Annotated in this window: 12 protein-coding genes; 2 read left to right on the top strand and 10 right to left on the bottom strand. The window is 51.6% G+C overall.

Translation table 11 applies throughout. The features are described from left to right. Positions 1-283 precede the first annotated feature (283 nt). Positions 284-958 (bottom strand): ABC transporter ATP-binding protein, encoded by a 675-nt coding sequence (locus ACXX82_RS10305; RefSeq protein WP_458562868.1) that lies wholly within the window; start codon positions 956-958, stop codon positions 284-286. 503 nt (positions 959-1,461) lie between these two features. Here ACXX82_RS10305 and ACXX82_RS10300 point away from each other — a divergent pair. Continuing rightward, on the top strand, positions 1,462-1,797 hold the full coding sequence (locus ACXX82_RS10300) for a hypothetical protein (RefSeq protein WP_322234343.1): 336 nt from the start codon (positions 1,462-1,464) through the stop codon (positions 1,795-1,797). 685 nt (positions 1,798-2,482) lie between these two features. On the opposite strand, the gene ACXX82_RS10295 is transcribed toward ACXX82_RS10300, so the two are convergent. From ACXX82_RS10295 to araD1, 9 genes are all read right to left on the bottom strand, one after another. Further along, positions 2,483-3,205 (bottom strand): LuxR family transcriptional regulator, encoded by a 723-nt coding sequence (locus tag ACXX82_RS10295; protein ID WP_458562867.1) that lies wholly within the window; start codon positions 3,203-3,205, stop codon positions 2,483-2,485. 808 nt (positions 3,206-4,013) lie between these two features. Continuing rightward, entirely contained in the window at positions 4,014-5,609 is a 1,596-nt protein-coding gene (locus ACXX82_RS10290) for an aldehyde dehydrogenase (NADP(+)) (protein WP_458562866.1), read from the bottom strand. Positions 5,610-5,679: 70 nt separating this feature from the next. Next, the gene (locus ACXX82_RS10285; protein ID WP_458562865.1) at positions 5,680-6,612 is read right to left on the bottom strand and encodes a dihydrodipicolinate synthase family protein; all 933 of its coding nucleotides are present in this window, start codon (positions 6,610-6,612) and stop codon (positions 5,680-5,682) included. A gap of 68 nt (positions 6,613-6,680) precedes the next feature. Beyond that, a complete protein-coding gene (locus ACXX82_RS10280) occupies positions 6,681-8,291 on the bottom strand; it encodes a UxaA family hydrolase (protein ID WP_458562864.1) in 1,611 nt (536 codons plus the stop codon). Between the two features lie 17 nt (positions 8,292-8,308). Further along, entirely contained in the window at positions 8,309-9,106 is a 798-nt protein-coding gene (locus ACXX82_RS10275) for a transporter substrate-binding domain-containing protein (protein ID WP_323506586.1), read from the bottom strand. Between the two features lie 37 nt (positions 9,107-9,143). Continuing rightward, complete coding sequence (locus ACXX82_RS10270; protein ID WP_322234328.1) at positions 9,144-9,872, bottom strand: amino acid ABC transporter ATP-binding protein; 729 nt, start codon at positions 9,870-9,872, stop codon at positions 9,144-9,146. Positions 9,873-9,887: 15 nt separating this feature from the next. Beyond that, on the bottom strand, positions 9,888-10,532 hold the full coding sequence (locus tag ACXX82_RS10265) for an amino acid ABC transporter permease (protein ID WP_458562863.1): 645 nt from the start codon (positions 10,530-10,532) through the stop codon (positions 9,888-9,890). Between the two features lie 24 nt (positions 10,533-10,556). After that, the gene (locus ACXX82_RS10260; RefSeq protein WP_322234324.1) at positions 10,557-11,240 is read right to left on the bottom strand and encodes an amino acid ABC transporter permease; all 684 of its coding nucleotides are present in this window, start codon (positions 11,238-11,240) and stop codon (positions 10,557-10,559) included. A gap of 98 nt (positions 11,241-11,338) precedes the next feature. Continuing rightward, positions 11,339-12,340, bottom strand: a complete 1,002-nt coding sequence (gene araD1, locus ACXX82_RS10255; protein WP_458562862.1) for an AraD1 family protein — start codon at positions 12,338-12,340, stop codon at positions 11,339-11,341. Positions 12,341-12,452: 112 nt separating this feature from the next. On the opposite strand from araD1, the gene ACXX82_RS10250 reads away from it, so the two are divergent. Then, the gene (locus tag ACXX82_RS10250) at positions 12,453-13,385 is read left to right on the top strand and encodes a LysR family transcriptional regulator (RefSeq protein ID WP_322234320.1); all 933 of its coding nucleotides are present in this window, start codon (positions 12,453-12,455) and stop codon (positions 13,383-13,385) included. Positions 13,386-13,414: the final 29 nt, after the last annotated feature.

Genomic DNA, 13,414 nt, shown 5'->3' with positions numbered 1-13,414 from the left:
GCGGGTGATCGGAATGTGAGACAGGAAGTGAAGCAAAAAGTGAAACAGGAAGTAAAAATGAAGAGCACCGACCAGACTTGCGAAAGGTAACGGTCGTCTCTTCATTTGAAAATTAGTTTCTCTGATTTTGCCACGGAAGACGACATAGCGTCGGCAGTGCACTATTTTGGGAATACGTTACCGTTTTCACGCGAGCCGCATGGCAGCTCGGGTAAGCGTATATTTGCCGTGGCGCCACCACAAGATCAGTTAAGTTGACCGCCGGTCACTGCATAAAGCCCGACTATTCCCCCAAATCGATGATCGCGGCCAGCGGCGCCGTGCACGGCGCCTCGTAATGCGACAGTACCCACGCACGCGAAGAATGATTCGCCACTCTGTCGAGGAACTGCATCACAAAGCCAATGGAACCCTTATCAAGTGCCGCAAAAGGATCGTCTAATAATGTAACAGCAGCGCCAGCGGCGAAAGCGGCCGCCAGCCAGACTTTGCGCTTTGAGCCAGTGGAAAGCATGTAAAGATTCTTCTCCAGATGCGGCGTCAGCGACAAGCCGTCGATCAACTCGGCCAATAATATTTGATCGAATTCGGGATACAAAGCGTGCAAAGAGGCGAAATAGGCAATCGGCGTCATCTGATCAAAAGCATCTGATCGCATATCGATCCAAAATACCTGCCGTCGATAGGCGACAGGCTGGTCAACCAGTTTTACGCCGTTAATCTGTAGATCACCTTTGTTGGCTGGCAGTTCGCCCGCCAACAAACGTAGCAGCGTCGTTTTACCACTGCCTTCGCCGCCGCGCAACAGCGTCACGCCCGGTGGGATACGCGTAGACCAATCAGTGAATACGGCGCCTTGCGCGTAATGGAAGCACAGCCCGTTGACTTGCAAGACTGGCGATGGGGGAATGGCAGCGTGTTCGATGGGAGAGCCCACTTTCAGTTTGAGATCGTGCATGCATTGTAGAAATACGCTGCGAGGTTTGTCAAACCAACGCGTGACTTTTAGTGATGATTTTTTGCGATCAGGCGTATTGGGAGCGGGGTTCGTGATGGATGCGCCATTTCTTCGTTGATTGTGAGCAAGTGACGAAGAAATGGAATCGGTAATCTACTTCACAAAAAGCATCATGATGCCCTATACTCTTTTTGTCTCTGAGAAAAAGGAGGCCGAGTTTAGTAGCTCGATTACGTTTGGCACACAGGCCGCGCAATGCGGTCTTTCTTGTGTGTCTGCCATTGTTGTTCCCTCTATGGGCGACATTGGTAGGGAGGCTTCGGCCTGCCGGCAGCCAAACGTACCGGTCTACTAACCTTGCCATTTGTCGCCCACCCCATTTCAAATTGGGATGCGGTGTAACCGTAAAAGGAATCAACAATGCTTAGAACCATCACGTCTACCGCATCTTCTTTACCATTCTTTAAGCGCCTAGCTGTCCAAGTCAACACGGGAGTGCAATCATGAGCCAGCCGAGCATGACACCGCCACCGCCGCCAGAGCCAGAAGCATTCCATCAGCCATTTTCATGGCTTCCTTTGCATCATCAGACTAATCAATGCGCGCAATTTTATGCGCTGACGGTGGATGTCTGCGAAGGGATAAAAACATGTCTTGATTTGGTCCATGTAAGCAATGCGGACCGCGGCACCGATGTCAAGCCGACGCTGGATATCATTGCCACGGAGCGCTTGTTGCGCCTTGCATTGACGTCCGCTCAGATGCTGGCGAATTTCGCCGCGCATCGTATTGATCAACTTGATCGCCACGTCAGGCTTGGGCCATTAGTGACGGCTTAATGACAGATTAATGTCAGATACATTGATACTGCGGTCGGAGTGCGGCAAAGGTCCGTTCACAGACGCGGACGCTTTGGACGCACTCGTGATCGAATGCAGGCCGAGCGCGATCAAAATCGTCTAGACCATTTCGACTTCCTTATTCAATTGCGGAGATTCCATCATCTGACCATCCGAGGGTGAATGTGCAGTTGCGACGCAATAAGTCTTTAATGAAGTGCATCAGAGGCACTGTATCCCGATAACCTATCAGAATTGATAGTTACTTCCCTTCGCATTTTGTATAACTATTGAGGTTGTAAAACGTTAAGAGTGTTAACGAGCTTTCTAAAAAAATCCTCGACCAGAAAAACAAAGGAAAGTGATGATTCAACGCTACGTATGGATAGGGCTATGTATCGGGTTAGCCATCTTATTTTTGGTGTGTGCTATGTGGTATTCGGATCAAATTGCTAAGATTTTATTAAAATACAAGACTATAAAACCACGTCCGATTTCTGACACTGCCACACCGATATGTTGCAACCACAATTGCAATGAAGGTCGTAATTGCCCATTGAAGATTCAGGGTTTGATGGTGCTAACGGAAAAAGCAGAGTTGATTCTACGATCAACTTCTTCCAAAGAGACGGCGCACTCTCACGCTTAAGGTGGCAATTCGGTAGCAATAACGGTGGCAATAAATTCACGCAGGGATAATTAATTTTTCTTTAATCGCTTTAATGACCGCCTGCTGTCGCGTCTGGACATTGAATTTCTTTTTCATATTCGCCACGTGAAAATTGATCGTCGCTTCCGAGCAATGAAGGATCTGAGAAATTTCCCACGATGATTTGCCTGACATTACCCATTTGATGCACTCGAGTTCACGCACTGTCAGTTTTGTTGGCGCTTCAATGGAAGGTGATACTGTCAGAAATTTTTGCGATGATTCCAATACATAATCGCGAATCAACGATAGTTCTCCCAGCACCAGCGGTCGTCCGCTATAGGCTTCGTGGTTCACGTTATCTGCGACAAAACTCAGCGTCCCACACTCTCCTTGCGGCCCATGTACCGGATAGCTGATGCCAAAGCGCAAGTTATACTCGCAAGCCCGTTCATATAGCTCTTTCTGTAGTCGACCTTTAAAAGTATCCGGCGTCCACATAATCGGCAACGCGCTAACAGTGCAATGCGCAAAGACTGGATCAATCCGATGAAGCGCTGATTGTTCGTAAGTTGCCAGCCAATCTTGATGGTAGTTGCTCTGAAGAAAAGAAAGCACATCAGGCTTTTTTTTCCCGGGTAGAACGCCGTAAAGGACTTGCTCAAATCCACTGTTTTTTGCAGTCTTGAACAACGATGCGCTCCATTCCTGTTCTGTTTTGCAGTCAAACAGGTTCAACAATTGCTCTAAAAGAACCATAGGAAGTTTGTCATTAGGAGGACCCCTTTATGTACACCAGAAACAATCGTATACCGAGTGACAACAGCTATTTTGATCGTTGCGATCCTGACAACGGTTACGTTCTACCGGGGTAACCAGTAAGGCGATGCGACTGCAATTACTATCATCATTACAGACAAAATCACTAATCAAAGCGCGTGTTGCTGCAGCTATGGTGCCGAATGGGTAGAACACCATTACTTCTTTAATATTGACTATTGATCAATAAGACTAAACTCGCTCCTATTTCTTAAATTTGATTATTTTTGGAATATACGACTACTTATCAAACATTTAACAAATGTTTTTTTGTTATTGCATAGACATTTATGCAATATTTTTTATAAGTCATTCCAGAAAAATTAATATTTCATTAGTAATAACGACCAACATGAGGTTTCCTTAAGCCCTTTGCGAAAAATTTCTGAAAAGCATGTGGAGGAGTTTTGGATAAGAGGAGGATAGATGTGGCGGACTGTTGCTATCGATTAATCTGGAAATGACACGGGGATTGAGTGACTGCCAATTGAGCGGCCAATGTAAGTATCGTAGAGACGTGGTGCAATTGCTGGATTGATTGCATGGTCAGCAGCGTATCGCAGACTGGAAACTTGCCAACCTTACTTCGCTTGACTGAGTATGGAATTTTTTCTTGTGCGCTTTTTAAATTTTTTCGGCCAAATCGATACGTAAAAAGCCGATGCACACACGGTTGAGCGATACACCCCGAAAAGAATGTTTCGGGGGCGTATGTTCACGATAACGGTCTTTTAAATCTACAACGTCATCACGTTACGACATTGGCATTATTAAATCGCAACTGGCCATCGACGCGGCGTAGTAAGCCAAGCGGGTTGTCTGTCTTAAGCGCGTCGGGCAGCAGTGACTCAGGCATGTCTTGATAGCTTACCGGCCGCAGAAACCGGAAAATAGCCTGACTACCGACGGATGTAGACTTGCCGTCGGCAGTTGACGGGTAGGGACCGCCATGGACCATGGCGTGACCAACTTCTACGCCGGTCCCGAATCCGTTCACCAGGATGCGACCTACACGACGTTCCAGCGCAGGCAAGAATCCACGGAATTCGGCATGATCTGCCTCTTCGATATGAATTGAGGCTGTCAATTGACCTTCGAGGCTTTCTACAATTGCCAGCATCGTCGCCAGATCCGGACAGCGAACAATCAGCGACGATGCACCGAATATCTCTTGCTGCAATGCGGCATGTTTTTGGAAGGCTTCCGCTGTAGTAGAAAACAACGCCGCCTGTCCTTGATACTGTGTGCCGCCTTTGCCGCGCGCCTCGGTGCGAACGTCAGGGTGATCGCCAATCGCTGTGACACCCATGTCGTAGGCTTGATGTATACCCGGCGTCAGCATGGTCGATGCCGATTGTTCATTCAGCGCAGTTTTCGCCGCGTCTATAAATGTGTTCAGAGTCGGACCATCGATGGCCAGGATAAGACCGGGGTTGGTACAGAACTGTCCGGAGCCAAGTACCAGCGAGCTGACAAATTCCTTGCCGATTGATGCTGCGCGATTGGACAGCGCATGCGGAAACAGTAGCACTGGATTGATGCTGCTCATTTCGGCATACACCGGAATCGGCTCTTGTCTGGCTGCGGCAAGTTGCATCAAAGCGGTGCCACCAGCACGTGATCCGGTAAAGCCAACTGCCTTGATGCGATGGTCGGATACCAGGCCTTGGCCAATACTGCGTCCGCTGTCGAATAGAAGCGAGAACGTACCTTCCGGCAAATCACAATCACTGACTGCTTTTTGAATCGCCCGACCAACCATCTCGGACGTACCTGGATGTGCCGAGTGGGCCTTGACGATGACCGGGCAACCTGCCGCCAGGGCCGACGCTGTATCGCCACCGGCGACGGAAAAAGCGAGAGGGAAATTGCTGGCACCGAATACGGCGACGGGGCCAACCGGAATGTTCCGAAGGCGCAGATCTACCCGCGCAAACGGCTTTCTTTCTGGCTGCGCCGGATCGATCCGCGTTTCTAGAAAGTCGCCGTTTCTGACCACGGCGGCGAACATGCGAAGTTGACCGACCGTGCGCCCACGCTCTCCTTCAATGCGACCACGCGGTAAGCCGCTTTCGCTGACACAGCGCTCGATCAGATCGTCGCCGAGTTCCAGAATGTTTTGAGCAATCGTCTCTAAAAAAACCGCTCGCGCTTCAAGCGATGTTTCACGATAACGATCAAATGCCTGCCAGGCCAACGCGCATGCCTGCTCAAGGTTCTCTTGCGTGGCTCCGCCGAAAAGCGGCGCAAGTATGGCGCCGGACGCCGGATTGACGGCATTGATAGTGCCGTTTGTGCCGCGTGTAGCGCGGCTGCCAATTAATGACTCACCTAAAATCTGCATATAAGATTCCTTGAAAAATAAGAAGTAGATCTGCTGCTTGCACTGCGATGGTTTGCCGCAAGCGGTTGTATTAATTCGCCCAACGCAAAACTAGCGGGTCGAGGCGGCGCGCGATCTGCATCAGTCCGTCGCGGGTTGCCGGATGGATGGGTTGAAGCGGGTGGCGTAATGCGTCTGATGCGATGATTCCGCCCTCTTTCATGAGGATTTTGCACGTCGCTAGACCACCTTGCCGATTTTCAAAATTAATCATCGGCAACCATTGTTGATAATAAGCTGCGGCTTGTTCGTGATCACCGGCCTGATAAGCGTCGATGATTTTACGAATCCCGTCCGGGAAGCCCCCGCCGGTCATTGCGCCTGTCGCGCCAGCATCCAGATCAGCCATCAGCGTGATGGCTTCTTCACCATCCCACGGCCCCAGAATGGCGTCGCCGCCAAGTTCAATCAGTTCGCGCAGCTTTGCCGCAGCTTGCGGTACTTCAATTTTGAAGTAAGAAACGTTGGCGATTTCTTTGGCCATTTTTGCCAGAAATGACGCCGACAATGTTGTCCCGCTGGCTGGCGCATCCTGAATCATGATCGGAATATCGATGGCATCGGAGACGACCTTGAAAAAAGCTTCAATGCCACGCTCTGCGACGCGGAATGTGGCGCCATGATAAGGCGGCATAATCATTACCATTGCTGCACCAGCATCCTGCGCACTGCGGCTTCGCTCGGCGCAAATACGTGAGCTGAAGTGGCTGGTCGTCACGATGACCGGCACGCGTCCTGCAACGTGTTCCAGCGCCGTGTTCGTCAAAATGGTGCGCTCGTCATCGCTGAGCACAAACTGTTCTGAAAAATTGGCGAGAATGCAGATCCCATCCGAACCGGCATCGATCATGAAATCGAGGCAGCGGCGCTGTCCGTCCAGATCAAGATTGCCCTGATCGTCGAAAATGGTCGGCGCTACTGGAAATACGCCACGGTATTCAGGCTTGTGATTGTCATTGGTCATGATTTTTTATTCCATTTAAGCTGTGAAGCGATTCGCTGTATGTCAGGTGAGTTCTAAGGGGCTAATCATCACGTGATCGCGCCGATTTGCCATGGTACGAATTCGTTTTGTCCATAACCGTGGACTTCGCTACAGCTGCGTTTGCCGGAGGCAGTGTCGAGCATCAGTTGAAACAACTCCCTGCCTTTTTCTGCGATAGTGGCTTCGCCGGTCAGAATGGTGCCGCAGTTCAAATCCATATCTTCCTGCTGGCGCTTCCAGAGCGCGTTGTTGGTCGCGATTTTGAGTGAAGGGGTAGGTGCGCAACCGTAAGCGGAGCCGCGTCCGGTGGTAAAGCAAATGAGATTTGCGCCGCCAGCGACCTGTCCGGTGGCAGAAATTGGGTCGTAGCCCGGGGTGTCCATAAAAACGAGTCCTCGGGCCTTCACCGGTTGAGCGTATTCGTAGACTTCGACCAGATTGGTATTGCCGCCTTTGGCAATGCCGCCCAATGATTTTTCCAGCACTGTAGTCAGTCCGCCCGCCTTGTTTCCCGCGGATGGATTATTGTTCATCGCTGCATTGTTTCTGGCGCAGTATTCTTCCCACCAGTGAATTCGGCTGACCAGTTTTTCGCCAATCTCGCGACTCACGGCGCGGCGTGTCAACAAATGTTCAGCACCATAGATTTCCGGCGTTTCGGACAGGATTGCGGTCCCACCGTTTTGAACCAGCAGATCCACGGCAGCGCCCAAGGAAGGATTGGCAGAGATACCCGAATAGCCATCCGAGCCGCCGCATTGCAATCCAACAACCAGATGGCTTGCCGGTACCGGCTGCCGGTGAACCCGGTTTGCTTCGGTGAGCATTTGGTTGATGATGTCGACGCCGCGCTTGATGGTCTTGGCGGTGCCGCCGGTTTCCTGAATATTAAAAGTTTTGAGAAAGTCAGCTTCGACCAGACCTTGCGTTTCCATAATTCTGGAGATTTGGTTGGTTTCGCAACCCAGGCCGATGACCAACACGCCAGCAAAATTCGGATGGTTTGCATAGCCGCCCAACGTACGCTGGAGCATGGCCAGGCCTTCGCCTTCCGGATCAACGGCACAACCGGCGCCGTGGGTCAGCGCGACCACGCCATCCACGTTCGGGAATGCGCGCAACGCTTCGGGAAAAATATCTCTGCGAAAACGATCCGCAATCGCTCGCGCCACCGTGGCGGAGCAATTAACGGAAGTTAGTATCCCAATATAGTTGCGTGTGGCAACCCGACCGTCGGCGCGAACGATACCATCAAACGTTGCCGGTATCTCGTTTAACACAGTGGGTTTGGAATCGACGCAGAACGCATAGTCACGAACAAATTCGCCCATGACCAGATTGTGGGTATGTACATGCTCGCCGGGCAAAATCGTGCGGCTGGCAAAGCCGATGATTTGTCCATATCGCTTGACAGCCTGACCTTGCTCAATCCGTCGCACCGCTACTTTATGGCCAGACGGGATCAAGCCGGAGACGCGAATATCTTCGCCGGTCAGGACAGTACCGCCCACTAACTGACTGCGCGCGATGACAACATCGTCATCTGCATGCAGTCGCACTGCATGGGCTGCTGGTGCTTGGGCTGTGGGTGTTGGGGCAGTCGCTACCGCGGCCGTCACTACGACAGAAGGGGCTATCTCTTTTTTGATATCAGGCATGTCAGCATTCTTCCGGTTTAGTTAAGCATGTCGGCAGGAAGCGAGACGCCAAAATATTTCTTATAGATCTCGTTCAGCTTGCCGTTTTTAAGATTGATCTGGACCCATTTATCCAGGTAGGCTTTCAACTCGGCATCGTTTTTGCGGATGCCTATACCGAGCGGGAAAGTCTTCATGATAAATTTCGTTTCGACATCGCGCGACGGATTGGCTTTTTTGACTGCGGGGATCACACTCATCGCTGCCGCGAGGTAGTCTTGCTGACCTGTCGACACCGCAGTATTGGTGGTGGCGTCATCTTCATATCGGACAATATTTACGCCAGAAATTTCCTTCACGCCAAGGGTTAACTCCATGTCGCTGGTCGTCCCGCGGGTGACAGCGACGGTTTTGCCAATCAGGTCGGTATACGTGCCGATTTTTTGTTTGACCGGACCGCCCACTACCACCTGGATGACGCCATACGGATTGGAAAAATCAATGACCTTCTTACGCGCATCGGTGATGGAAAACGAGGCGATGACCAGGTCTGCTTTTTTGGTCAGCAGAAAAGGCACGCGGTTAGGTCCGGAGACCGGGACGACTTCAAGTTCTACGCCGAGATCTTTGGCGAGCAGTTGAGCAGTTTCGATGTCGGAACCGCTTTGCTTAGCTTTGCCATCGAGCATTCCGTAGGGCGGTGCACCGATATCGACGGCGATCAGGATTTTTTTACGCTGTTGAATATTTTCCAGCGTATTGGCTGTAGAAAATGACGATAAGGTCAACAGGCAAAGCGCCAACAGACTGGCGGATAGAACATTACGTTTCTTCATGGTCTCACTCCTAGTTATCGGTCTCGCGGCCGTTTTATTAAAATCCACTACCCACAAATTGGGTCAGTTCTGCTGTCTCGGGTCGCGTGAGCATGTCGCCGTTTCCACGTTCCCAGACCACACCGTCATGCATGAAAAGAATTTGGTCGGCGACATTACGCGCAAAATGCATTTCATGGGTCACCAGCACCATCGTCATGCCATCCGCCGCAAGATTTTCAATCACCTTTAATACCTCGCCGGTGAGTTCTGGATCCAACGCCGATGTCACCTCGTCAAAAAGCATCAGTTTTGGCTTCATGGCAAGCGAACGTGCAATGGCGACACGCTGCTGTTGACCGCCGGATAGTTGCTCCGGATACGCCGCGGCTTTGTCTTCGAGGCCCACTTTGCGCAGAACGTCTTTGGCAATGTCACGCGCGTCGGCGCTATTTAAGCGGTTCACTTTGCGTGGTGCCAATGTGATGTTTTCTTCCACCGTCAGGTGCGGAAACAGGTTATAACTTTGAAACACGATACCGACATCCTTGCGCAGAGTATGCAAGTCGATCTTGCCTTGATGCATATCGCGGCCGCACACTTTGAGCGTGCCGTCGTTGATACTTTCCAGTCCGTTAATGCAGCGCAGCGCGGTACTTTTTCCCGAGCCGCTGCGGCCGATCAGCGCGACGACTTGGCCCTTTTGCACGTCAAAGCTGACGCCTTTTAAAATTTCATTGCTACCAAACGATTTACGCACTTTGTCGAAATGGACGATGCTGTTCATTTGCCTGTCTCCTTATTAGCTTTTTTTGAATTTCCGCTCAAGCCTTGAGGCGAAGCTGGAAAGCGGATAACACATTGCGAAGTAAATGATGGCGGCAATGGTGAATACTAGAAACGGTTCAAACGTCGAGTTGTTAACGACTCTTGACGAGTAGGTCAGGTCGAAGACGCCGATCACCACTGCGTAAGACGAATTTTTCACAATTTGCACCAGAAACCCGACGGTAGGCGGGATGGCAATCCGGGCGGCTTGGGGCAGAATCACGTAAGCAGCGGTTTGTATCGGTGTGAGCGCGAGGCAGTCGGCTGCTTCCCATTGGGTGCGCGGCACGGCTTGAATGCAGCCCTTCCATATCTCGCCCAGATAGGCGCCAGAATAGGCGGTCAAGGCGAGTCCGGCGGCCACGATGGCAGGTAGATCAAAACCTGCCACGCTGATGCCGAAATAAACAACAAACATAATGACGGGCAGTGGAACGCCCTGCACTACCTGCACCATGAACCCGCTAATCCGGCGCATCCATTTATTGCTGCTGCTGCGCGCTGACGCAATGGGCAAGCCAAGAATCGTGCCGCCGATAAAGCCCATCGCAGACAGGATCAATGTCCAGCCCGCGCCTTTGAAGATGAAGAAAATATGGTCGATCGTTAGTCCGTGCATGTTAGTTTCCTTTGGCGGTTCAGATTAACGCTGCGCATTAAGGCGACGGCGTCGGGGGAATGCAAAGTTGGCCCCTTGTTCCATGATCAACCGTAACAGCCACGACAACGCCAGATAAACAACGGCTAGCACGATATATATTTCGAAGCCCCGAAAAGTCTCGGATTGAATCCGATAGCCAATCGCCGTCAATTCCTCGGCGGAAATCTGGGACATGATCGATGTTGCCAGCATCATCAATACGCACTGGCTGATCAGGGATGGATACATTTTTTCGATGGCTTGCGGAAGAATGACGTGTAAGATAACGCGCCATCGCGGCAGCCCAAGGCACTCGGCGGCCTCAAGTTGACCTTTTGGAATCGACTCAATGCCAGCGCGAATAATTTCTGTGGTGTACGCGACGACATTCACGACCAAAGCAAAAATAGCCGCTGTCAGTGCGGGAACCCGAAACTGTAAAGCAGCTAGTCCGAAGAAAATCCAGAATGCCTGGATCACCAATGGCGTATTTCTGATGATGTCGACATACCAGGCAACCGACCTGGCAGCCCATCGCGGGCCAAATACGCGGATGACCGCAAAGGCCGAGCCGAACATGACGCCCAGGACAATGCTGATGGCGGACATGCGAACGGTGAGCCCGACGCCGTCGAGTATGTCGCGCCAGTTATTGAGCAAGAAACTGAAATCGAACTGGTAGTCCATGGTGTTATCTCCTGTCTGGCGCTGTCCAATAGGCTGGATAGGCAGCACCTTTTTTATGAGAGCTGTTAAATGAGAGCTTCGAAGTTAAAGTTGATAGGTCAAAGTTGAAGCACGCCGCCTGCACTCACATGTCCACTGCTGCGCTCGAAGGAGTTGCACAACGGCGCGCCGAACGCGGGCAAGCTGATTTCAAAGGTGTCGCCCTCCCGCGTTGCTATGCCATCTGCGAAAGAAATGGTGGCAGAACCGAAGAAGTGGACGTGGACATCGCCCGGCCGCAAGAATTGCGCGTATTTGAAATGGTGATATTCAAGGTTTTCTATGGTGTGAGTCATATTTTTCTCACCCGTTAGAAACTGCTTCTCCCACAGCAATTTGCCATCGCGATGTATGCGGCTGACGCCGGAAAGATCGCTCGGCAAAGTGCCGATATTGAGCTCGGGGCCAAACGAGCAGTAGCGTAATTTTGAATGTGCGAGGTAAAGGTAATTACGCCGTTCCATGATGTGATCGGAAAACTCGTTACCAATCGCGAAACCAAGCCGATAAGGCTTGCAGTCGGCACCAATGACATACAGGCCTGTCAGTTCGGGCTCTTCGCCTGCGTCTTCCGCGAACGCGGGAACCGGGATGGCGCGGCCAGGATGAACGAGTATGCCGCCGTCGCCCTTGTAGAACCATTCCGGCTGCACACCGGGCGTTCCCGAGCGCGGTCGCCCGCCTTCCAGGCCCCATCGAAAAACCCGCATCGAGTCAGTCATTGCTTCATGCGGCACCTGATCGTGGTGCATGGCGTCGCGCAGTGAAGCGCTGCCCAGATGGGTCAGCCCTGTGCCGCTGATCAGGCAATGCGCGGGATCTTCGTCATGGTCGAGTGGGACCAGGATACGGGATTCCGCGAGAATGGCTTTATAAGAGTCTCCCGGCGTGTGGCCAAGTGCAGCAATTTTTGTTTCAAGGCTGACGCCGTCGGAAATGGCGTCTAGAGCAAGCTGCCGGGTCGCACGAGCGTTGTTGACAATATGTACAAGGTCGGAGTCGGTATTAACGACGCCCACGCGACGATGTCCTTCATTGTCCAGAAATTGGATCAGTCTCATTTTTGTCTCCAGCAGCCGTTTTGTATTTTTTTGTTTGTGCAGCGACTATAGGGGACGTCATGCTTGATGTATATTGAATTGTTTCCATCTCGTGATTACTTTTACGACTCACATGAAAAATACCATTGATGTGCTGATGTCCCGGTTGCGCATGAAGCAACTTCACCTGTTGATTGCGCTGGACGACCATAAGTCTCTTCATAAGGCAGCAGGCGTTCTGTCGATGACACAGTCGGCGGCGAGCAAGGTGCTTCACGAGCTCGAATCGATGTTTGAAGCACCGCTGTTCGAACGATCCAAGACCGGCATGATTCCCAATCAGTTCGGGCATTGCATCATTCGATACGCACGGCTAATGGCGACCGACCTGACGTCGTTGTGCCACGATATCGCCGAAATAAGATCCGGTCGAGGTGGGCGGCTTGCAGTCGGTACGATCATGGGGGCCGTGCCGGAAGTGTTGGTGCCAATTCTCAACTGGCTGCATACCAGACAGCCCAATCTCTCCATCGAAGTTGTGGAAGATACAAGCCTACGCATGCTTTCGCTGCTCGACGACGGTCGCCTTGATCTGGTGATAGGTCGCGCCAGTGTCAGCGATCAACCCTCTAAATATCACTATCAACCACTGGGCGATGAGTCGATTTCAGTGGTGGTCGGGTATGCGCACCCACCGTTTGAGGGAGAGTTGACACTGAAGGACTTAAAGGATCATCGATGGCTGGTTTATCCCGGTCATATGCCGCTGCATTCGCTGCTGCAAAGAGAAATGGATCAGGCTGGCATTAGCATGCCGTCGAATCAGATTGCGACCGCATCCACCTTCGTGACAGTGACTATTCTGCAGCGAAGTACAGACCTGGTCGCCTTACTGCCGACGGACGTTGCAAAGTTATTTGTGGCGCATAAGATGGTACGTATTTTGCCATTGAAGCTGCAATCGAAATACCAGACTTTCGGCATTGTCACTAGAAAGGGAGGCACGCTTTCCCCTGCCGCCGACCAGTTTATTCAGCTGCTGCGGGACAGGAATCTGGTGCATTGAGTCGGCTTTAGAAGGTCATTGTGACTGCT

Source organism: Glaciimonas sp. GNP009, from assembly GCF_054343755.1.
This window is presented reverse-complemented; position numbering and strand designations above follow the sequence as displayed.